Source organism: Actinomadura sp. 1N219 (assembly GCF_044326405.1).
Lineage (GTDB): Bacteria > Actinomycetota > Actinomycetes > Streptosporangiales > Streptosporangiaceae > Spirillospora.
In genome coordinates this window covers 174047-193469 of record NZ_JBIRAY010000001.1, presented here as the reverse complement: position 1 = coordinate 193469, position 19423 = coordinate 174047, and the positions used below count along the sequence as shown (strand labels likewise).

Sequence of the window (19423 nt, the reverse complement as noted above, 5' to 3'; positions counted from 1 at the left end):
GAGGTTCGCGTGAGGTGTGAGGGATGTCCCATTCCGCCGGGTCAGGACGGGTCGGCGGCGTCCGCGGCGTCTGGGCGGGGCTGCAGTCGGCGGCGGACGACCTTGCCGGTCGCGTTGCGCGGAAGGGCGTCGACGAAATGCACGTCGCGGGGCACGGCGAAGCGCGCGAGACGGTCGCGGACGTGGTCGCGGACGGTGCCGGCGTCGAGCGTCTCGCCGTCGCGGACGACGACGAACGCGGCCGGGCGCCGGCCGAACCGATCGTCCGGGACGCCGACGACCGCGGCCTCCCTGACCTGCGGAAGCGCCTCCACGACCTCCTCGATCGCGCGCGGGAACACGTTCTCCCCACCCGAGACGATCATGTCGTCGTCGCGGCCGTGCACGTAGAGGCGGCCGTCCTCGTCCAGGTGGCCGACGTCGCCGAGGCTCATCAGGCCGTCCCGCATCTCCTTGGCGGCGCCGCCGGTGTAGCCGGCGAAGGGCAGTTCGTTGGCGGCGAAGATCCGTCCGGTGGTTCCGGGCGGGACGGGCGCGCCCGCCTCGTCCAGGATCGCGACCGTCGTGCCGGGCGGCGGCGTGCCCGCGGTGCCGGGACGGGCGCGCAGGTCGGCGGGCGTGGCGATGGTCACCCACGACGCCTCCGTCGACCCGTACAGGTTGTAGAGGACGTCGCCGAACTCGTCCATGAACGCGGTCGCGAGCGTCGCGGGCAGCGCCGAGCCGCTGACGGCCGCGATCCGCATCGTGGACGTGTCGCGCTTGCGGCGCGCTTCGTCCGGTACGTCCATGATGCGCTGGAGCATGACCGGGACGGCGACCAGCGCCGTCGCCCCGGTCTCCTCGATCGTCCGCAGCGTCTGCTCCGGGTCGAACCGGGGCCGCAGGACGATCGTGGCGCGCAGCGAGATCGCCGTCTGCAGCATCGCGTATCCCCAGGTGTGGAACAGCGGCGCGTCGATGAGCATCCGCTCGTGCACCCGGTACGGGATGCGGGACAGGATCGACGTCAGCGGCGACAGCCCCGGACGCGCCCGCCGGTCCGCGCCCTTCGGGCGCCCGGTCGTGCCCGAGCTGAGGACGATCGTCCGCCCCGCCTTCACCGGCGGTCCGACCCGCGCGCCGGACGCCGTGCCGATGAGGTTCTCCAGCTCGGGGCCGGTCCTGATGGTCTGGACGCCCGCCGGCACCCCCGTGAGGAACTCGGCGAACTCCTCGTCCGCGATGACCGTCTCGACGCCCTGCTGCTCGATCACGGTCAGGAGCTGCTCGGCGCTCATCCCCGTGTTCAGCAGGACAAGGTCGGAACCGCTCTTGCTGCAGGCGACGAGCGTCTCGACCATCCCCCGATGGTTACGGCACAGCACCCCGACCCGCCGCCCCTCGCCCGCCCCACGCAGCTCGCCTACCCCACGCTCGGACGGCTCGCCCGCCCGGCTGAGCGCTGCGGCGAGCCGGTCGGTGCGGGCGTCGACTTCCCTGTACGTCAGCTCCCCGTCCTGGTCGGCGATCGCGACGACATCCGGATCGCGGGCCGCGGCGGACGCGACCGTCCCGCCGAGCAGGGTGCCCCAGCGGCGCAGCGCGCCCAGCTGCCGGACGACCTTCAGCGGCGGCCCGGGACGCCACAGCCCGCTCCGCGCGAACATGCCGCCCGCCCGCGCGGCCGACACCGCCCGCTGCCCGACCCCCGACGATCCCGCCATCTACCGCTCCCGGCCCTGCCAGCTCCCGGTCCTGGACGTTCCCAGCCCTGCCTCGAACTCCCCTTTTCCGACCATACGGACAAACCTCCTCCCCCTCTCCTCCCCCAACCCACCTCTTCGGCCTTCGCCTTGTCAGAAACCTGACAACCCCGGCCGCGCACGGTGCGCAAGTTTTCCCGCCGGGCAGCATTTGAAGCTTGGGTACGCTGGTCCGACCATGGCGACGACCGGCGGACTGCGCGAGCGCAAGAAGGAGACGACGCGCCGCGCCCTGCACGACGCCGCGATGCGCCTGACCGCCGAGCACGGGCTGGACGACGTCACCGTCGAGGCCATCGCCGACGCCGCCGGCGTCTCCCGCCGCACCTTCTCCAACTACTTCGGCGGCAAGGAGGAGGCGCTCCTGTACGGCGCCGAACGGCGGATGCGCGCCCTGCTGGAGGCGTTCGAGTCACGCCCGCGCGGCGAGCCGTCCTGGACCGCCCTGCGCGCCGCGCTCGACGAGCAGGCCGACGCCGACGAGACGCCGTGCGCCATGCTGTGCGCCGAGCAGGCCCGGCTTGCCCGCGAGCACCCGTCCGTCCTGGCCCGGCTGCTCGCCCACTACGCCGAGTTCGAGCGCGACTTCGCCGACCTGATCGCCGCGCGCGAGGATTTGCCGCCCGGCGGCGTCCGTCCCCGCGTCCTCGCCGGCGCCTTCATGACGGCCCTCCGCATCGCCACTTTGGCCGAAATCGACGAACGCCCGGCCCGTCCGCTGGCCGAGACCGCCGACGAGACCCTCACGGAAATGGCCCGCCCCTTCCACTGACCGACCGGTGACCGATCGGGGCGTTAGGCGGGCCGTCGGTCCCGGTGATTACCTTTTCGGCTCGTACCGCAGCGCCACCGCGCCCGAACCGAACTCCTGCCTGCCCACGAGCTTCAGGTCGACGCTCTTCGACAGGCCCGCGAACAGCGTCGGTCCGTGGCCCACCAGCCTGGGATGCACCACGAACTCGTACTCGTCGATCAATCCCAGTTCCGCCAGCGCCAGCGGGAGCTTCACGCCTCCCACGTACAGTCCCTTACCCGGCTCCTGCTTGAGCTGCTGAACGGCCTTCCCCAGATCGCCGCGCAAGAGTTCGGCGTTCCAGTCGACTCGCTCCAGGGTGCTCGATACGACATATTTCTTTGCCGCGTCGATCGTCTGGACGAAGGGGACCATCCAAGGTTCCATCCAATCGGGCCTGACCCCCGTCCGCGCCGGGGCCCGAAACGCGGCCTCCATCATTTCGTAGGTCACCCGGCCAAAGATGAGAGCGTCGGCCTGGGCCAGGATCTCGGTCGAGTGACGATGCAATTCTTCGTCCGTGGACCCTTCACTGTGATCGCAGCACCCGTCCAACGTGACATTGATGGAATATCTAAGAGGACGCATTGCGCCAGCGTACCGCCGATGGACCAGAAAGGTCTTTGGGCGCGGCCAGCTCGTCGCCGAGCGGGCTGCGGTGATACAGAACCCGCCGCCCTTGGCGGGCTCGGGTGACCAGACCGGCCGCGTGCAGCACGCGCAAATGCTGCGATACCGCGCTCGGCGTCACCCTCAGCCGATGGGCGAGTTCAACCGTCGCCAGCGGTTCGTCCAGAAGGCGAAGCAGTTTGGCTTTCGGTCCGCCGACCAGCGCGGCGAGCGCGGTCGCGTCGGGCACTGGCGCTGGGGCCCAAAGCGTGGCCACCGCGCGGCAGGGGTAGGCGAGCAGCGGCGGTTCGTCCGCCCTGACCGGGGGCGCGGGCTGGTGGGCGAACACCGAAGGGATCAGCAGCAGTCCCCTCCCGGACGACGCCACACGATGCTCGACGATCGTCTTGTCGATCGTGAGCACTCCGTCCCGCCAGCGCAGGTTGGGGTGCATGTCGGAGAACAGCAGGCGTGCGCCGCCCAGGGCCAGGCGTCGTGCGCGGTAGGTCATGTCCGCCTCCAGCACCAGGCGCATCTGCGGCCAGACCGGTTCGACGGCCAGCCGCCAGTACCGGAGCAGGACGGCGCAGATCGCGTCGCCGAGCCGGGCCACGGCCGCGTCGTCCCCGCCGACCGCACGCAGCGCCTCGGGAACGGGACCCGGCGCGTGGACGCCGATCAGGTCGCGGCGCACCACGTCGGGACGGCTGCGGCGGGCGACGGCCAGTTCGTCCTCGAAGGCGGGGGCGAACGCCGCCGGCGGGGGCGTCAGGAAGTCGGGGAGGGCGAGACGCCGTCCGACCAGGGACATCAGCAGCGACGCGTCGAGGCCACCGAGCCGGCCGACCACCGACCTGCGCCACGGCAGATGCAGCGCCGACAGGCCGGGATCGCGCAGCACCCGCAGGCTGAGCACGGCCTCTTGCAGTGGCGAGACGGCGAAGCGCGCGTCGGCGAGGTCCTCGACGTCGAGCACGAAGCTGACCATTAAGCCACAAGCTACCTTCATTGGCAGCGGGCCACCGCCGCCGTGGACTGTCGGCATGACACATGAAGCCCCTGGTGGACGCCCGGTGCTGCCGCCCGGCATGCAGGCCCAGCTCGATTCGTCCTCGTACATGGGAGTGCCGACGTTCGGGCTGCGCCCCCACCTGACCGAGCCGGAGCAGCTGGACGAGTGGCGTCCCGACGTCGCCGTGATCGGCGCGCCGTGGGACGACAACACCACCAACCGTCCCGGCGCCCGGTTCGGCCCCCGGGCGCTGCGCGCGAACGCCTACGACCCCGGCGGCTACCACCTGGACCTGGAGATCGAGATCTTCGACCACCTCACCGTGGTCGACTACGGCGACGCGATCGTCTCGCCCGGCATGTGGGAGCCGTCCCGAGCGGCGATCCACCAGCGGGTGCTGGACGTCGCCAGCCGCGGCATCGTCCCCGTGGTGATCGGCGGCGACCATTCGGTGACGTGGCCGAGCGGAACGGCGGTCGCCGCCCACCACGACCGGATCGGCATGGTCCATTTCGACGCGCATGCCGACACCGCCGACATCCTGCGCGGCAACCTCGCCAGCCACGGGACGCCGATGCGGCGCCTGATCGAGTCCGGAGCGATCGCGGGCAGGGATTTCGTCCAGGTGGGCCTGCGCGGCTACTGGCCCCCGGCCGACGTGCAGGCGTGGATGCGCGAACAAGGCATGCGCCACCACACCATGCAGGAGATCTGGGAGCGCGGGATCAAGGCCGTGATGGACGACGCCATCGCCGAGGCGAGCGACGGCGCCGACGGGATCTACCTCTCGATCGACATCGACGTCCTGGATCCCGGCTTCGCACCCGGCACCGGAACACCGGAGCCCGGCGGCCTCGCGCCGGTCGACCTCCTCCGGGCCGTCCGCCAGGTCGCGCTGCAGACCAACGTGGTGGCCATGGACGTAACGGAGGTCTGCCCGCCCTACGACCACGCAGACCTGACGGTCAACAACGCCCACCGCCTGATCTGGGAGACCCTCGCCGCCCTGGCCCACAAGAACCGGGCCTGACCGGCTGGACGGCTCCTAGTGTTCGATGGCGGTATGACCGACCTGAGCAGTGACGTGCTGCACTACACCGCCTTCGCGACCGACCCCGGAGGAGGCAACCCGGCCGGGATCGTCCTGGACGCCTCCGAGCTGGACGACGCGGCCATGCTCGCGATCGCCGCCGACCTGGGCTATTCGGAGTCCGCCTTCCTCACTCCGCCACCAGACGGGCTCGGCGAGCCGGGGAGAGCATTCACCCTCCGCTATTTCAGCCCCAAAGCCGAGGTCCCGTTCTGCGGCCACGCCACCGTCGCCACTGCGGTCGCCCTGGCGGAGCGGGTCGGCGCGGGTGCTCTCACGTTCGCCACCAAGAGCGGCACGGTCCCCGTCGAGGTCGCCGAGGTCGACGGCGTTCTCCACGCGACCCTCACCAGCGTCGAGCCGTACCTGGAAGAGGCAGCCGACGTCGCCCAGGTCCTGGACATCCTGCGCTGGGGCAAGGACGACCTCGATCCCGCCCTTCCGCCCCGCTTCGCCTACGCGGGAGCCCGCCACCTGGTCCTCGCGGCCGCCACCCGCGAACGCCTGGCCGCTCTCGACTACGACTTCGACCGCTTGGCCGAGTACATGACCAGGCATGATCTGACCACCGTCCAGCTGGTGTGGCGCGCGTCGCGGCACGTGTTCCACGTCCGCGACCCGTTCCCGGTCGGCGGCGTGGTGGAGGACCCCGCCACCGGCGCCGCAGCGGCCGCGTTCGGCGCCTACCTCCGGGAGCTGGGCGAAATCGCCTCCCCCGCCACGCTCACACTCCACCAGGGCGAGGACATGGGCCGCCCCGGACTCCTCACGGTAGAACTCCGCAACGACGACCCCCGCATCCACGTCACAGGCGCCGCAGTCCGGATCCCCGGCTAGGGCACCAGAGGCTAAGTCAGGGGCGCGGGATGTTGCGGAGGTTGCTTCGGGCCAGGTCGAGCATCTTGCCTACGCCGCCCGTGAGGACGGTCTTTCCTGCTGCCAAGGCGAAGCCTTTTACCTGTTGCGGGGTGATGTGGGGTGGGATGGATAGGGCGTTCGGGTCGGTGACGACGTCCAGGAGGTAGGGGCCGGGGGCGGCTAGGGCGCGTTCCATTACTGTGCGGACGTCTGAGGGGCGCTCTACGCGGGCCGATTCGATGCCCGCGGCTTCGGCGATTGCGGCGTAGTCGACGGGCTCGTGGTCGGTTTCGTAGGACGGGAGGCCGTCCACCAGCATTTCCAGGCGCACCATGCCTAGGGACGCGTTGTTGAACACGATGATTTTCACAGGGACGCGGTGCAGTTTGACCGTGAGGAGTTCGCCGAGCAGCATTCCTAGGCCGCCGTCGCCGGAGACGGAGATGACCTGGCGGCCGGGCGCGCCGTACTGGGCGCCGATGGCATGTGGGAGTGCGTTCGCCATGGAGCCGTGGACGAACGAGCCCATCACGCGGCGGCGGCCATTGGGGGTTATGTAGCGGGCTACCCAGACGTTGCACATGCCGGTGTCCACGGTGAATATCGCGTCGTCGGCGGCTAGATCGTCCAGGACGCTCGCGACGTATTCAGGGTGGATCGGGGTGTGCTTCTCGATGTCGCGCGTGTAGGCGGAGACGACGTTCTCCAGGGCGCGGGCGTGCCGGTGCAGCATCTCGTTCAGGTACGTCTGGTCGCGCTTCTGCTGGACCTTGTCCAGGACGAGACGCAACGTCTCGCCAATGTCGCCATGTACCGCCAGGTCAAGCGGGGTCCGGCGGCCCAGTCTGGACGGGTCGTCGTCGATCTGGATGGTGTTCTTGCCCGGCAGGAACGGGTCGTATGGGAAGTCGGTGCCGAGGAGGAGCACCAGGTCTGCCTCCTGCATGGCCTCGTAGCAGGCGCCGTAGCCGAGCAAGCCGCTCATGCCCACGTCGAATGGGTTGTCGAACTGGATCCATTCCTTGCCGCGCAGTGCGTGGCCCACGGGTGAGAGTAGTTTGTGGGCGAGCTGCATCACCTCGGAATGGGCGTCCTTGACGCCGGACCCGCAGAACAGCATGACCTTGCGCGCCCGATTGAGCGCACCCGCGAGCTGCCCCACCTGTTCTGACGGCGGCCGGACGATCCCCTTCCGGATGAGGAAGTCGTGCTCGCCTGTCGCGTTCGCGGCGTCCTTGCTGGCGGTGTCACCGGGCAGGGTCAGGACGGCGACGCCGCCGAGCCCGACCGCGTGCTGGATCGCCGTGCGGAGAATGCGCGGCATCTGTGCGGGCGTGCTGATCGCCTCGCAGTAGTGGCTGCAGTCGACGAAGAGCCGTTCGGGATGCGTCTCCTGGAAATAGCCGCTGCCGATCTGGACGCTCGGGATCTGCGACGCCAGCGCCAGCACGGGCGCCCCCGAGCGGTGCGCGTCGTACAGGCCCTGGATGAGGTGGGTGTTGCCGGGGCCGCAGCTTCCCGCGCAGACGGCCAGCCGTCCCGTGGTCTGCGCTTCGGCCGCGGCGGCGAACGCGCCCGCCTCCTCGTTGCGGACGTGCACCCAGTCGATGCCGCCCGTGCGGCGCACGGCGTCCACGACCGGGTTCAGGCTGTCGCCCACCACCCCGTAGATCCGCCGGACTCCGGCCTGCCGCAACACCTCGATGAACTGGTCGGCGACCGTCGCCATCGTCCCTCCCCCACCACGCTCCCCAAAGGAGATTCCCGATGATCTCCGGCTGACACCCGGGACCGGCTGACCCGGCTGACACCCGCCCGGCTGACACCCGGGCCCAGCCAGGGTTAAATGGTCAAACCATGAATCATATTGAGGGGGTGGCGGGGGTGAACGGCAACGGCGAGCAGCTCGACTTCTGGTCGTTCGTCGACCTCGCCGGGCACCGGCTCGCGGACGAGTTCGGCTTCCCGCACCGGCTCGCGACCCGGCTGCTGCTGACGCTGAACCGGGCCTCGGCGATCGTCACCTACGACCTGGAGTCCACCGTCCACCGGCCGCGCGGGCACTCGTGGGCGGCGTTCCGGCTGCTGTTCGTCACCTGGCTGGCGGGGCCGCTGGAGCCCGGACGGGCCGCGACGCTCGCCGGCATGAGCCGGGCCGCGGTGTCGAACCTGGCGAAGACGCTCGTCGCGGACGGGATGCTCGCCCGCACGCCGGGCGAGCGCGACGGCCGGTCGGTCATCCTGACGCTGACCGAGCACGGGCACCGGGCCATGCTGGAGATCTTCGCCGTGCAGAACGAGCGGGAGCGGCAGTGGGCGGACGTGCTCACCGAGACCGAGCAGCAGATGCTCGTCATGCTGCTGGACAAGCTCATCGCGGGCCGCGAGCAGTTCGACGCCCGCGAGCGAAGTTAGCGACGCCCGCGAGCGAAGCCGGCAACAGCGAAATCCGCAATGGGGGCGTCGCCGACGTTAGGCCCTTCCCTCCTCGGGAGAAGAGTCGTAGTGTCGGCACAAACTAGTTAATGCGTTAACCATCGGAGGCGAGGACCATGGCCCACTACCGCCGGGTCGGCCACGTGCCGCCGAAACGCCACACCCAGCACCGTCACATGGAGCACGGGGACGGCGAAGGGCGGCTCTACTTCGAGGAACTGATGGGCGAGGAGGGGTTCTCGTCGGACTCGTCCCTCCTGTACCACCGGGAGATCCCGTCCGCGATCGTCGACTCGCAGGTCTGGGAGACCCCGGACGGGACGACGACCCCCAACCATCCGCTCAAGCCGCGCCATCTCAAGCTGCACGACCTGTTCCCCAAGGAGACGTGGTCCGAGACGGACGTCGTCACCGGACGCCGGCTGATCCTCGGCAACAGTGACGTGAGGCTGTCGTACGTCGTGTCCGCCGCCGACTCGCCGCTGTACCGCAACGCGACCGGCGACGAGATCGTCTACGTCGAGTCCGGCACCGCGACGGTCGAGACGATCTTCGGGACGCTGGCGGCGAAGCAGGGCGACTACGTCATCATCCCGACGTCCACCACGCACCGCTGGCTCCCGACCGGCGACCAGCCGCTCCGCGCGTACGCCATCGAGGCCAGGGGCCACATCGCGCCGCCGAAGCGCTACCTGTCGCGCTTCGGGCAGTTCCTGGAGAACGCCCCCTACTGCGAGCGCGACCTGCACGGACCCGACGAGCCGCTCCAGTCGGACGCGACCGGCGTCGAGGTCCTCGTCAAGCACCGCGGCTCGCGCGGCATCACCGGCACGCGGATGACCTACGCGCGGCACCCGTTCGACGTCGTCGGCTGGGACGGCTGCCTGTACCCGTTCACGTTCAGCGTCCACGACTTCGAGCCGATCACCGGACGCGTGCACCAGCCGCCGCCCGTCCACCAGGTGTTCGAGGGCCACAACTTCGTCGTGTGCAACTTCGTGCCGCGCAAGGTCGACTACCACCCGCTGTCGATCCCGGTGCCCTACTACCACTCCAACGTCGACTCCGACGAGATCATGTTCTACTGCGGCGGCGACTACGAGGCGCGCAAGGGCTCCGGCATCGGGCAGGGGTCGGTGTCGGTCCATCCCGGCGGGCTCGCGCACGGCCCGCAGCCCGGCTCGTACGAGCGCAGCATCGGCGTCGAGTTCTTCGACGAGCTGGCCGTCATGGTCGACACCTTCCACCCGCTGGAGCTCGGCGAGGGCGGCCTGGCCTGCGAGGACGACGCGTACGCGTGGACGTGGGCGAGGCGGCAGTGACGACCGTCCCCGCCTTCGCCGCCGGGCTGTGCGACGACGCGGCCGTGTTCCCGCCGGGGCTCGCGCCGCTCGACGTCGCGGTCCCGGCCCACCGCGCCCACCGCTCCGCCCCGTACGCGGAACTCGTCGGCCCGCTCATCCTCCCGGCGAGCGCGCTCGACGCCCTCGACCCGCTCCTCCCCGACGCCAACACCGGCTCCGGGCCCCGCACCGGCAGCGGCGCCGCCGTCCCGCCGCTGGACCTGTCGATCACGGCGCCCAACGGGCCGTGCGAGGCCGCGAAGGCCCTGGCCAGAGCGGCCGAGCTGCCCGTCGACCTGCGCGGGCTCGAAGTCGCCGTCCCGGCCGGGATGGAGTCGGACGAGTTCTTCCGCGTGCTCGGCACCGTCGACGTGCCCGTGTACGTGGAGGTGCCGCGGGACGAGCGCCGCCCGTCGATCATCGCCGCCGTCGCCGAACTCGGGCATCGCGCGAAGTTCCGCACCGGCGGCGTGAAGCCGCACCTGTACCCGAGCCCGGACGAGCTGGCCGCCGCGATCAAGGCCGTGGTGGACGGCGGAGTCCCGTTCAAGGCGACCGCGGGGCTGCACCATCCCGTCCGCAACACCGACCCGGAGACCGGCTTCCACCAGCACGGATTCCTCAACCTGCTGCTCGCGACCGACGCCGCCGCGGAGGGCCGTCCGGTGGACGAGCTGTCCGCAATCCTGGCCGACCGGGACGCGGCGTCCATCGCGTCCCGCGTGGCGGGTCTCGGCGAGAAGCGGGCGGCCGCCGCCCGCGCCCGCTTCCTGTCGTTCGGGACGTGCAGCATCACCGACCCGCTGAACGAACTCGCGGCCCTGGGGCTGCTCGCGCCCGTCCTTCAGGAGACGACCCGATGACCCGAATCGCGATACCCGAAGACTCACTTTTCGGGCTCGCCAACCTCCCCTACGGCGTGTTCTCGACGCCGGGCGAGGCCCCGCGCGTGGGCGTCCGCGTGGCCGATCACGTCGTCGGCCTCACGCTCGTCGACGACGTGTTCGCCGCGCCGTCCCTGAACCCGTTCATGGCGCAGGGCCATGCGCGCTGGGTGGAGGTCCGGCGGCAGATCATCGACCTGGTCTCGGACGACGTCGACCCCGCGGCCGTCCACCCGGCCGGCGCGGTGACGATGCACATGCCGTTCGAGGTCGCCGACTACGTCGACTTCTACGCGTCCGAGCACCACGCGTCCAACCTCGGGCGTCTGTTCCGGCCGGACTCCGAGCCGCTCATGCCGAACTGGAAGCACCTCCCGGTCGGCTACCACGGCCGCGCCGGGACGGTCGTCCCGTCCGGGACGGACATCGTCCGGCCCAGCGGCCAGCGCAAGGCCCCGGCAGACGCCGCGCCCACCTACGGGGCGAGCCGGCGTCTGGACATCGAGGCCGAGGTGGGCTTCGTCGTCGGCACCGGCTCGCCGATCGGCGCCCAGGTCAGCGCGGACGATTTCGACCAGCACGTCTTCGGCGTCGTCCTCGTCAACGACTGGTCGGCACGCGACATCCAGGCTTGGGAGTACGTGCCGCTGGGCCCGTTCCTAGGGAAGAGTTTCGCGACGTCCATCTCGCCTTGGGTCGTCCCACTCCTCGCCTTGGAAGCCGCCCGTGTCGCCACTCCGCCCCAAGACCCGGAGCCTCTCCCGTACCTGCGGGAGAAGAATCCCTGGGGGCTGGACCTCGAACTGACCGTCTCCTGGAACGGGCAGGTCGTGTCCCGGCCGCCCTACCGGGAGATGTACTGGTCGCCTGCGCAGATGCTCGCGCACATGACGGTGAACGGCGCGGCGTCCCGCACCGGCGACCTGTTCGCGTCCGGGACGGTCTCCGGCCCGGACCGGGACCAGCGCGGCGCGTTCATCGAACTCACCTGGGGCGGCAAGGAACCGATCGAGGTCAACGGCGAACCCCGCACCTTCCTGGAGGACGGCGACGAGGTCGTCATCACCGCGAACGCCCCGGGCGCCGCCGGCATCCGCATCGGCTTCGGCGAGGTCACCGGCCGGATCCTCCCCGCCCGCTGACCCGCCCGCTGACCCGCCCGCTCAGAGGACCTTTACGAACCAGACGACGTTCGACCGCGTCCGACCTTGGGGGACCCTAGGGGAGGACGTGCATGACCGTTCTGATCGTTTTCATGCTGCTCATGGCGGTCGTGATGTTCGCGTTGGGCTGCGTGGACCAGCGGAAGCTCTACTGGAAGGCCGACGCCTGGCAGTATCGGAACCCGGGGGCGAACGAGCCGTCCGACGCCGCGCTCGGCGTGCGGCGCGCCAGCTTCTTCATCGGCGCCGTCGTCCTGCTAGTCGGCGCGGGCATCCTCAAGGCCGCCGACAACTCGACGGTCTACTCCACCTCGCAGGTGCGTTCGGTCGCGCAGGCGGCGGCGTCCAAGCTGGACGAGGACTCGACGTCGGGGATCGGCTCGTCGTTCAGCGCGACGTCCGACGTCTACGAGGCCGTGAACGAGGAGGGCGGCGGCAACGTGAAGATCCGCTCCGCGGGCGACGACGAGTACGAGCTGACGAACCGCAAGGGCGAGAACCCCGTCTGCCTCACCGTCTCGGTCGAGAACGACCTGAACCTCGGCGGGGACGAGCCGTGGAGCCACTCGATCACCACGTCCGTCGACGACGGCCCCTGCTGAGGGGCCGCCGCCTGGACGTCAGGAAGCAGGGGAATCAGGGCCGGACGGCGATCGCGTCGATCTCGAACAGCATGTCGGGAAGCGCGAGCGCGGCGACGCCGGTGAGCGTCTGCGTCGGCGGCCGCTCGCCCCAGATCTCGCCGATCTGCTCCGTGAGAATCGCCAGCTTGTCACCGTCGTACCCGACGATGTACGTGCGCAGCTGCACGACGTGCTCGAAGCCCAGGCCCGCCGACGCGAGGGCGATGCGCAGATTGTCGAGGGATTTGCGTACCTGGTCGGCGAAGTCGGCCGAGGCGATCCGCCCCGTGATGTCGTTGGCGCCCTGTCCCGCGATGAAGACCAGGTCGCCGGACGTCTCGGCGACATGGCTGTAGCCGGAGCCGACCGGGTCGTACAGGCCGGGCGGGTTGCTGATGGTGTGCGGCATGACCGTGCCTCTCAGTAGGTGGCGGCGGGGTTGCGGACGATGACGTTGATCCGGTTCCAGGCGTTGATCGCGGCGATCGTCATGACCAGGCCGGCGAGGGACTCCTCGTCGTAGTAGTCGGCGGCCGCGTCCCAGACGTCGTCCGGCACCCCGGCGGGGTTGTCGCCGATCCGCGTCGCCGCCTCGGCGAGCGCCAGCGCCGCCCGCTCCTCGTCGGTGTAGAACGGCGCCTCGCGCCAGGCCGCCACCGACCAGAGCCGCTCGTCGGTCTCGCCCGCCTTCTTGGCGTCGCGGGCGTGCATGTTCACGCAGAACGCGCAGCCGTTGATCTGGCTGACCCGCAGCCTGACCAGCTCCAGGGTGCTGTGCGGGACGCCGCTGCCGTTGATGTACGACTCCAGCGCCAGCATGGCCTTGTAGCCCGCGGGGGCGGACTTCACGACGCTCATCCGTGCCTGCATGATGATGCTCCAAACCTAGATGTTGAATATCCAGAATTAATCGACGACGGAACGAACCGGGTGGCTCGGGTCGGGATCAGGCCCGCAGGTTCGCGAACCGGTTGCGGGTGGCGCCGGGCGTGGCCGGATGGCGTTTCTCCACCGTCGCCCTGATGTCGGCGATGGTCTGCGCGGCCAGTTCCCTGCGCCAGGCCAGCTCCGCCTGCCGCATGGACTGCGAGACGACGCACACGGTCCGGTAGTCGACGTCCTCGCGGCCGCCTGGCCCGTGCCGGAGGATCCCCTCGCAGCGGAACGCGTCCTCCGTCCCCTCGATCGCGGTCACCACGTCCAGCAGCGTGATGTCCTCGGCGGCGCGCGCGAGCCGGAAGCCGCCCCGCGGCCCGGGGGTGGACGTGAGGATGCCCGCCCGTGCCAGCGCCTGCAATTGCTTGTTCAGGTAGGCCGCGGGCAGCCGGTAGAACTCCGCCAGCCGGGCCGCCGTCACGGCCTCGCCGGACTCCAGCCAGGTCAGGTTGACGCAGCTGTGGAGCGCCCACTCGACTCCCTCGCTCATCCGCATAATCTGGATAGTAAACGTCCAGGATCCAGATCGCAACACAACGGGCATTAGAGTCTGGCTTGTGACGCCCGAGAGCCCCAGCTTCCGCACCGCGACGCCCGCCGACGTCCCCGACCTCGTCGCCCTCATCCAGTCCGCCTACCGCGGCGACGCCAGCCGCGCCGGCTGGACGACCGAGGCCGACCTCCTCGGCGGCCAGCGCACGGACCCCGACATGGTCGCGGCCGTGGTGAACGACGCGGCCGGCCGCATGCTCGTCGCCGAGACGGACGGCGGCGTCCTGGCCGCGTGCTGCCAGCTGGAGAACCGCGGCGGCCACGCCTACTTCGGCACGTTCGCCGTGCGCCCCGACATGCAGGGCACCGGGCTCGGCAAGCAGGTGCTCGCCGAGGCCGAGCGGCTGGCCCGCGACGAGTGGGACGCGGCGGAGATGCACATGACGGTGATCAGCGCCCGCGAGGAGCTGATCGCCTGGTACGTCCGCCGCGGCTACGTCCGGACGGGCGAGCGGTCACCGTTCCCGTACGGCGACGAGCGCTTCGGCCTGCCCAAACGCGACAACCTGGAGTTCGAGCTCCTCGTCAAGAAACTCCCCTGACGCCCGTGGTTACGTAGTATCTGCGCCAGCTGATCACCGTCGCTGAGCGGCTCCCACCGGAGGCGGAAATGCACAGAACGCTGGCACGCTTCAGGACGCTCTTCGTCATTCTCGGGCTGGCGATGGCGTTGACCGCGCCGTTGCACGGCGTGGGCCTGCTGTCGGTGGCGGGGTTCGTCCTGATCGTCGCCGGGGTCGTGCTGGTGTTCGTGCCCGGCGGCGTCCAGGGGCGGGAACCCGTCGTCCTGCGGTGCCCGGTGGACGGACGGTGGGTGCCGGTCAACAGCCCAGCCGACAGGGTCCCCAGCCACGGGACGCACGAGCTGGGCCAGACGTACGCGATCGACCTCGTCCACGCGCCCGATCCGGAACGGGATTGGCGACCGCTGCAGCGGTGGCCGCTCGCGTCACGCCCGGAGACCTTCCCCGCGTTCGGACGGGACGTCCTCGCCCCCGCCGACGGCGTCGTCGTCCAGGCGAGCGGCATGCAGCGCGACCACTGGAGCCGCAACTCCTGGCCCGCGTTCATCTACCTGCTGATCGAGGGGATGCTGTTCCGCCAACTGCTGTCCCTGCTGACCTTGTCTGCGGGACGGTTCATCGTCGGCAATTCCATCGTGCTGGACCTCGGCGACGGCGTGTACGCGGTGTTCGCGCACCTGCGGCACGGATCGGTGCGGGTCAGAAAGGGCGACCGTGTACGGGCTGGTGACGTGCTCGGCGAGGTCGGCAACTCGGGCAACTCGTCCGAGCCGCACCTGCATTTCCACCTCATGGACCGCCCGCGCCCGCTGGCAGCCGCCGGCCTGCCGTTCGCCTTCCGCTACGAAAACGACGGCTACGAAAGCGACGGCGAAACCCGAACCGGCGTGCCAGGCGGCCGCGAACCGTTCATCCCCGTAACGGACGAACCGGCCTCCGCCTAGCGCCAATTCACTGCGACGGTGGGCGTCTCCCCCGCCAGATACGCGACGACGAAGCAGGGATGAGGCGGAAGGCGATGAAGGCCGGGAGATCCTCCAGCTTCGCGTGGTCCTCGGGATACCGATCGGCCATTTCGGGAAGCGGGCGAGGCTCCAGAAGCTCCTCGATGAGAAACCCGGCCTCGCGGAACTCGCCGCAGATCGCGGTCAGCGGACGCCGCCAGGTCCGGATCGGCCAGTCCCGCTCGGGGCTCAGCGATTCCTCCACGGGTTCTTCGGTGAAATAGGAGCCGCCCAGGCGGGCCCACCCCGTCGTCGGATGCTCGGTCGACAGGACGAGCGCGCCGGACGGCGCCAGTATTCGGTGGAACTCGCGGAGAAGCGCCACCCGGTCATCGATGTAGTGCAGGGCCAGGGCGAAGACGATCAGGTCGGCGGAGCCGTCCGGGACCCAGGTCAGCGGCTCGGACAGGTCGTGGACGCGCAGGTCCGCGCGGTCTCCGCAGCGGTCGCGGGCCAGGTCGACGAAGGTGGGGCTCACGTCGCAGCCGGTGACGCGGGCGCCGCGGTCCAGCAGTTCGCGGGCGTACAGGCCGGGACCGCAGGCCGCGTCGAACACGGCGAGACCTGCGACGTCCCCGGCGAGGCCGAGCACGGCGGGACGGTCGTAGAGGGCGTTGTAGGCGCTGTTCTCGGCATGGACGGCGTACTCGTGGGCGAAGCGCTCGTACATGCCAACGATCGTCCCAGAGGAATCAACCGAACGTGTCAGGAATTCGTCCAGTCTCTGTCAGATCGCAGGGAAGCGCATCGGCTCACGATTCCGCGACGGACGCCCCAGAAGCGCCGCCGTCCGCCGCGGGCGCGCGGTGGGTGTCGCGGTGGGCGTCGCGGGACTCCTCGGCGATGCGGTCCAGCTGCGCGACGCGCTCCTCGTCCCGGGTGAGGTTCTCCCCGGTGGACGGGTCGAAGATGTGGATCCTGGACGTGTCGATCCACAGCTCCGCCTCGCGGCCCGGCTTGATCTCGCTGGACGCGTCCAGCGCCACCACGGCCTGCGTGCGGAGCTGGTCGCTGTCCAGCTCGCGGGACAGGTCGCGGAGCTGCGCGGTCAGATCGGCGGGCGCCTCGTACGGGACGTACGCGTACAGCTCGTTGCCGAGCCATTCGGTCACGTCCACCCGCGAGCGGACGATGCTGCCCTTCGCCCTCTTCTCCTCGCCGACCAGCGACGCGTCCTCGAAATGCTCCGGGCGGATCCCGACGAGCACGACATCGCGGTCGCCGACGGCCGCGACCTTGCGCTCGTCGTGCACCTCGAAGCGCCCGAGCGGGGTTTCGAGGAACGAGCCGTCCACGGACGCGGGCAGGAAGTTCATCGACGGCGACCCGATGAACCCCGCCACGAACAGGTTGACGGGCTCCTCGTACAGCTCGCGCGGGCTCCCGACCTGCTGCAGGACGCCCATGCGCAGCACCGCGACACGGTCGCCGAGCGTCATCGCCTCCGTCTGGTCGTGCGTGACGTACACGGTCGTGACGCCGAGGCGCTTCTGCAGCCGCGAGATCTCGGTGCGCATCTGGCCGCGGAGCTTCGCGTCCAGGTTCGACAGCGGCTCGTCGAACAGGAACGCGTCCGCCTGCCGGACGATCGCGCGCCCCATCGCGACCCGCTGCCGCTGCCCGCCGGACAGGTTCGCCGGTTTCCGGCCGAGATGGTCGGTCAGCTCCAGCAGCTCGGCGGTCTCCTTGACGCGGCGGCGCACCTCCTCGTCCGGCTTCTTCGCGAGCCGCAGCGGGAACGCGATGTTCTCGAACACGGTGAGGTGCGGGTACAGCGCGTAGTTCTGGAAGACCATCGACAGGTTCCGCTCGCGCGGCGCGACCTTGTTGACGACCCGCTCGCCGATGATCATCTCGCCGGACGTGATGTCCTCCAGCCCGACGATCATCCGCAGCAGCGTCGACTTCCCGCAGCCGGACGGGCCGACCAGGATCATGAACTCGCCGTCCCGCACGTCCAGGGACACGTCGTTCACGGCCGGGAAGCCGTCGCCGTACTTCTTGACTATGTTCTTCATGGTGATGGCGGCCATGACTCTCCCTTGAACTCAGCCCTTGACGGCGCCGGACGTCAGCCCGGCCACGATGCGGCGCTGGAACGCCAGGACGACGATGACGACCGGGACCGTGACGACCACGGCGGCCGCGCAGATCGCGGTCGTGGGCTGCTCGAAGTAGGACTCCCCGGTGAAGAACGCCAGCGCCGCCGGCACGGGCCTCGCCCGGTCGGTCGAGGTCAGCGAGATCCCGAAGACGAAGTCGTTCCAGCAGAAGAAGAAGGTCAGGATCGCGGCGGTGAACACCCCGGGCGCCGCCAGCGGGACGATCACCTTCCGGAACGCCTGCCAGGACGTGGCGCCGTCCACCTGCGCGGCCTGCTCCATCTCCCACGGGATCTCGCGGAAGAACGCCGACAGCGTCCAGATCGCCAGCGGCAGCGCGAACGAGATGTACGGGATGATCAGGCCCGGCCAGGTGTCGTACAGGCCGATGTTGCGCCACAGGTCGAACAGCGGCCCGACCAGCGACACGACCGGGAACATCGCGATCGCCAGCGCGAACGACAGGATCAGCTTCTTGCCGGGGAATTCCAGCCGCGCGATCGCGTACGCCACCAGCGTCGCGAACACGACCCCGACGAACGTGGCGATCAGCGAGATGCCGATCGAGTTGATCAGCGCCGAGGTGAACAGGTCGGTCTTGAAGACCGTCTCGTAGTTGTCCCAGGTCCAGTCCTGGGGGAAGAAGCCCTGGACGTTGCCGATCTCGCTGGGCGTCTTGAACGACAGCATCACGATCCACAGGATCGGGAACGCCGTCCACACCAGGATCAGCAGCGACGCGACGATCCACAGCGTCCTCGAGCGCGCCGACTCCATCAGCGATCACCCCTCACTTGGGAGAGATCCACGCGGAACCCCTTGATGAACACCGCCGCGATCAGCACCACCGACAGGAACAGCAGCACGCCGACCGCGTTGCCGAGGCCGAGCGCCGTCCGGGTGATGATCTGCTGGTAGGTGAGGAACGACAGCACCTGGGTCTTCTCCTGGCCCGCCGTCATGATGAACACGTTGTCGAAGATCCGCCACGCGTCCAGGGTGCGGAACAGCACCGCGACGAGGATGGCGGCCTTCATGTTCGGGATCGTGACGCGTTTCAGCCGCTGCCAGGCCGTGGCGCCGTCCACCGTCGCCGCCTCCCCCAGATCGCGCGGCACCTGCGCGAGCCCGGCGAGCAGCAGCAGCGACACGAACGGCGTCGTCTTCCAGATCTCCGACAGGATGATCACGGACAGCGCGGCCCAGCGGTCGGAGAACCAGGCGAAGTCGCCCAGCCCGAACCACGAGTTGACGAACCCGGACTGGACGTCGAACGCGTACTTCCACGCGAACGCCGAGATGACCGTGACGATGCCGTAGGGCAGCAGGATCGCGGTCCGGACCGTCCGGCGTCCGAACACGGCCCGGTGCATCACCATCGCGAGCCCGAACCCGATCACCAACTCCACCCCGACCGTGATCACCGTGATGATCAGGGTGGTGACGACCGTCTGCCAGAACAGGGGGTCGGTCAGCGCGGTCGCGTAGTTGCCGAGGCCGACGAAGCGCCGGTCGTCCGGCGCGGTGAGCCGGTAGCTGAACAGCGACTGGTACAGGGCGCTGCCCAGCGGATACGCGGTGACCAGCAGCATCACGACCACCGCGGGCGCGGACAGCAGCAGCCCCAGCCTGCGCTCGCCCCGCTCCCGGTCGGTGATCTCCGCGCGCGCAGGGGGCCGCCCGCTCTTCGGCGCCGTTTCGACGGATGTCATCCGAACACCTCCGTTAGAGCCGTTGGGGCCGTTGGGG

General features: G+C 70.0%; 21 protein-coding genes. 10 read left to right on the top strand and 11 right to left on the bottom strand.

Annotation, left to right across the window (positions count from 1 at the left end):
- Positions 1-41: 41 nt before the first annotated feature.
- Positions 42-1706 (bottom strand): AMP-binding protein, encoded by a 1665-nt coding sequence (locus ACH35V_RS00960; protein ID WP_395969555.1) that lies wholly within the window; start codon positions 1704-1706, stop codon positions 42-44.
- Positions 1707-1923: 217 nt separating this feature from the next.
- On the opposite strand from ACH35V_RS00960, the gene ACH35V_RS00955 reads away from it, so the two are divergent.
- Positions 1924-2517, top strand: a complete 594-nt coding sequence (locus ACH35V_RS00955) for a TetR/AcrR family transcriptional regulator (protein ID WP_395969554.1) — start codon at positions 1924-1926, stop codon at positions 2515-2517.
- Positions 2518-2565: 48 nt separating this feature from the next.
- On the opposite strand, the gene ACH35V_RS00950 is transcribed toward ACH35V_RS00955, so the two are convergent.
- Positions 2566-3126 carry a dihydrofolate reductase family protein gene (locus ACH35V_RS00950; protein ID WP_395969553.1) on the bottom strand — a complete coding sequence of 187 codons (561 nt, stop codon included), beginning with the start codon at positions 3124-3126 and terminating at the stop codon, positions 2566-2568.
- Complete coding sequence (locus ACH35V_RS00945; protein ID WP_395969552.1) at positions 3113-4135, bottom strand: ArsR/SmtB family transcription factor; 1023 nt, start codon at positions 4133-4135, stop codon at positions 3113-3115. The genes ACH35V_RS00950 and ACH35V_RS00945 overlap by 14 nt, the downstream gene beginning before the upstream one ends.
- 55 nt (positions 4136-4190) lie before the next feature.
- On the opposite strand from ACH35V_RS00945, the gene speB reads away from it, so the two are divergent.
- Together speB and ACH35V_RS00935 are read left to right on the top strand one after the other, a co-directional pair.
- On the top strand, positions 4191-5189 hold the full coding sequence (speB, locus tag ACH35V_RS00940) for an agmatinase (protein ID WP_395969551.1): 999 nt from the start codon (positions 4191-4193) through the stop codon (positions 5187-5189).
- A 33-nt stretch (positions 5190-5222) separates the two neighbouring features.
- Entirely contained in the window at positions 5223-6086 is an 864-nt protein-coding gene (locus ACH35V_RS00935) for a PhzF family phenazine biosynthesis protein (RefSeq protein WP_395969550.1), read from the top strand.
- 16 nt (positions 6087-6102) lie between these two features.
- Here the strand turns inward: ACH35V_RS00935 and ACH35V_RS00930 are convergent, their stop codons facing one another.
- Complete coding sequence (locus ACH35V_RS00930; protein WP_395969549.1) at positions 6103-7836, bottom strand: pyruvate dehydrogenase; 1734 nt, start codon at positions 7834-7836, stop codon at positions 6103-6105.
- A 128-nt stretch (positions 7837-7964) separates the two neighbouring features.
- Between ACH35V_RS00930 and ACH35V_RS00925 the strand changes: the two genes are divergently transcribed.
- The 5 genes from ACH35V_RS00925 (at position 7965) to ACH35V_RS00905 (ending at position 12535) form a co-directional block, all read left to right on the top strand.
- Positions 7965-8522 (top strand): MarR family winged helix-turn-helix transcriptional regulator, encoded by a 558-nt coding sequence (locus ACH35V_RS00925; protein WP_395969548.1) that lies wholly within the window; start codon positions 7965-7967, stop codon positions 8520-8522.
- A gap of 137 nt (positions 8523-8659) precedes the next feature.
- Positions 8660-9865 carry a homogentisate 1,2-dioxygenase gene (locus ACH35V_RS00920; RefSeq protein WP_395969547.1) on the top strand — a complete coding sequence of 402 codons (1206 nt, stop codon included), beginning with the start codon at positions 8660-8662 and terminating at the stop codon, positions 9863-9865.
- Complete coding sequence (locus ACH35V_RS00915; protein WP_395969546.1) at positions 9841-10749, top strand: hypothetical protein; 909 nt, start codon at positions 9841-9843, stop codon at positions 10747-10749. The genes ACH35V_RS00920 and ACH35V_RS00915 overlap by 25 nt, the downstream gene beginning before the upstream one ends.
- Complete coding sequence (gene fahA, locus ACH35V_RS00910; RefSeq protein ID WP_395969545.1) at positions 10746-11912, top strand: fumarylacetoacetase; 1167 nt, start codon at positions 10746-10748, stop codon at positions 11910-11912. Before ACH35V_RS00915 ends, fahA begins: the two co-directional genes overlap by 4 nt.
- A 92-nt stretch (positions 11913-12004) precedes the next feature.
- Complete coding sequence (locus ACH35V_RS00905) at positions 12005-12535, top strand: hypothetical protein (RefSeq protein ID WP_395969544.1); 531 nt, start codon at positions 12005-12007, stop codon at positions 12533-12535.
- Between the two features lie 34 nt (positions 12536-12569).
- Here ACH35V_RS00905 and ACH35V_RS00900 read toward each other — a convergent pair whose 3' ends face one another.
- The 3 genes from ACH35V_RS00900 to ACH35V_RS00890 all read right to left on the bottom strand — a co-directional run bounded on the left by ACH35V_RS00900 (position 12570) and on the right by ACH35V_RS00890 (position 13982).
- Positions 12570-12965, bottom strand: coding sequence for a RidA family protein (locus ACH35V_RS00900; RefSeq protein WP_395969543.1), 396 nt, complete (start codon positions 12963-12965; stop codon positions 12570-12572).
- 11 nt (positions 12966-12976) lie between these two features.
- The gene (locus ACH35V_RS00895; RefSeq protein ID WP_395969542.1) at positions 12977-13426 is read right to left on the bottom strand and encodes a carboxymuconolactone decarboxylase family protein; all 450 of its coding nucleotides are present in this window, start codon (positions 13424-13426) and stop codon (positions 12977-12979) included.
- A 76-nt stretch (positions 13427-13502) separates the two neighbouring features.
- Positions 13503-13982, bottom strand: coding sequence for an RrF2 family transcriptional regulator (locus ACH35V_RS00890; RefSeq protein WP_395969541.1), 480 nt, complete (start codon positions 13980-13982; stop codon positions 13503-13505).
- A 67-nt stretch (positions 13983-14049) separates the two neighbouring features.
- On the opposite strand from ACH35V_RS00890, the gene ACH35V_RS00885 reads away from it, so the two are divergent.
- Positions 14050-14586 (top strand): GNAT family N-acetyltransferase, encoded by a 537-nt coding sequence (locus ACH35V_RS00885; RefSeq protein WP_395969540.1) that lies wholly within the window; start codon positions 14050-14052, stop codon positions 14584-14586.
- A 68-nt stretch (positions 14587-14654) separates the two neighbouring features.
- On the top strand, positions 14655-15512 hold the full coding sequence (locus ACH35V_RS00880) for a M23 family metallopeptidase (protein ID WP_395969539.1): 858 nt from the start codon (positions 14655-14657) through the stop codon (positions 15510-15512).
- A 7-nt stretch (positions 15513-15519) separates the two neighbouring features.
- Here ACH35V_RS00880 and ACH35V_RS00875 read toward each other — a convergent pair whose 3' ends face one another.
- The 4 genes from ACH35V_RS00875 to ACH35V_RS00860 all read right to left on the bottom strand — a co-directional run bounded on the left by ACH35V_RS00875 (position 15520) and on the right by ACH35V_RS00860 (position 19386).
- Positions 15520-16242, bottom strand: a complete 723-nt coding sequence (locus ACH35V_RS00875) for a class I SAM-dependent methyltransferase (protein WP_395969538.1) — start codon at positions 16240-16242, stop codon at positions 15520-15522.
- 82 nt (positions 16243-16324) lie between these two features.
- A complete protein-coding gene (locus tag ACH35V_RS00870; protein ID WP_395969537.1) occupies positions 16325-17605 on the bottom strand; it encodes an ABC transporter ATP-binding protein in 1281 nt (426 codons plus the stop codon).
- 15 nt (positions 17606-17620) lie between these two features.
- Entirely contained in the window at positions 17621-18451 is an 831-nt protein-coding gene (locus tag ACH35V_RS00865; protein ID WP_395969536.1) for a carbohydrate ABC transporter permease, read from the bottom strand.
- A complete protein-coding gene (locus tag ACH35V_RS00860) occupies positions 18451-19386 on the bottom strand; it encodes a carbohydrate ABC transporter permease (RefSeq protein WP_395969535.1) in 936 nt (311 codons plus the stop codon). The genes ACH35V_RS00865 and ACH35V_RS00860 overlap by 1 nt, the downstream gene beginning before the upstream one ends.
- Positions 19387-19423: the final 37 nt, after the last annotated feature.

Excerpts from the sequence above, each read along its gene's own strand:
- ACH35V_RS00930 (WP_395969549.1), bottom strand. The coding sequence starts at position 7,836 with ATGGCGACGGTCGCCGACCAGTTCATCGAGGTGTTGCGGCAGGCCGGA.
- ACH35V_RS00880 (WP_395969539.1), top strand. The coding sequence starts at position 14,655 with ATGCACAGAACGCTGGCACGCTTCAGGACGCTCTTCGTCATTCTCGGG.
- ACH35V_RS00865 (WP_395969536.1), bottom strand. The coding sequence starts at position 18,451 with ATGGAGTCGGCGCGCTCGAGGACGCTGTGGATCGTCGCGTCGCTGCTG.
- ACH35V_RS00950 (WP_395969553.1), bottom strand. The coding sequence starts at position 3,126 with ATGCGTCCTCTTAGATATTCCATCAATGTCACGTTGGACGGGTGCTGC.
- fahA (WP_395969545.1), top strand. The coding sequence starts at position 10,746 with ATGACCCGAATCGCGATACCCGAAGACTCACTTTTCGGGCTCGCCAAC.
- ACH35V_RS00920 (WP_395969547.1), top strand. The coding sequence starts at position 8,660 with ATGGCCCACTACCGCCGGGTCGGCCACGTGCCGCCGAAACGCCACACC.
- speB (WP_395969551.1), top strand. The coding sequence starts at position 4,191 with ATGACACATGAAGCCCCTGGTGGACGCCCGGTGCTGCCGCCCGGCATG.
- ACH35V_RS00900 (WP_395969543.1), bottom strand. The coding sequence starts at position 12,965 with ATGCCGCACACCATCAGCAACCCGCCCGGCCTGTACGACCCGGTCGGC.
- ACH35V_RS00925 (WP_395969548.1), top strand. The coding sequence starts at position 7,965 with ATGAATCATATTGAGGGGGTGGCGGGGGTGAACGGCAACGGCGAGCAG.
- ACH35V_RS00935 (WP_395969550.1), top strand. The coding sequence starts at position 5,223 with ATGACCGACCTGAGCAGTGACGTGCTGCACTACACCGCCTTCGCGACC.
- ACH35V_RS00960 (WP_395969555.1), bottom strand. The coding sequence starts at position 1,706 with ATGGCGGGATCGTCGGGGGTCGGGCAGCGGGCGGTGTCGGCCGCGCGG.
- ACH35V_RS00895 (WP_395969542.1), bottom strand. The coding sequence starts at position 13,426 with ATGCAGGCACGGATGAGCGTCGTGAAGTCCGCCCCCGCGGGCTACAAG.
- ACH35V_RS00870 (WP_395969537.1), bottom strand. The coding sequence starts at position 17,605 with ATGGCCGCCATCACCATGAAGAACATAGTCAAGAAGTACGGCGACGGC.
- ACH35V_RS00875 (WP_395969538.1), bottom strand. The coding sequence starts at position 16,242 with ATGTACGAGCGCTTCGCCCACGAGTACGCCGTCCATGCCGAGAACAGC.
- ACH35V_RS00955 (WP_395969554.1), top strand. The coding sequence starts at position 1,924 with ATGGCGACGACCGGCGGACTGCGCGAGCGCAAGAAGGAGACGACGCGC.
- ACH35V_RS00945 (WP_395969552.1), bottom strand. The coding sequence starts at position 4,135 with ATGGTCAGCTTCGTGCTCGACGTCGAGGACCTCGCCGACGCGCGCTTC.
- ACH35V_RS00905 (WP_395969544.1), top strand. The coding sequence starts at position 12,005 with ATGACCGTTCTGATCGTTTTCATGCTGCTCATGGCGGTCGTGATGTTC.
- ACH35V_RS00860 (WP_395969535.1), bottom strand. The coding sequence starts at position 19,386 with ATGACATCCGTCGAAACGGCGCCGAAGAGCGGGCGGCCCCCTGCGCGC.
- ACH35V_RS00890 (WP_395969541.1), bottom strand. The coding sequence starts at position 13,982 with ATGAGCGAGGGAGTCGAGTGGGCGCTCCACAGCTGCGTCAACCTGACC.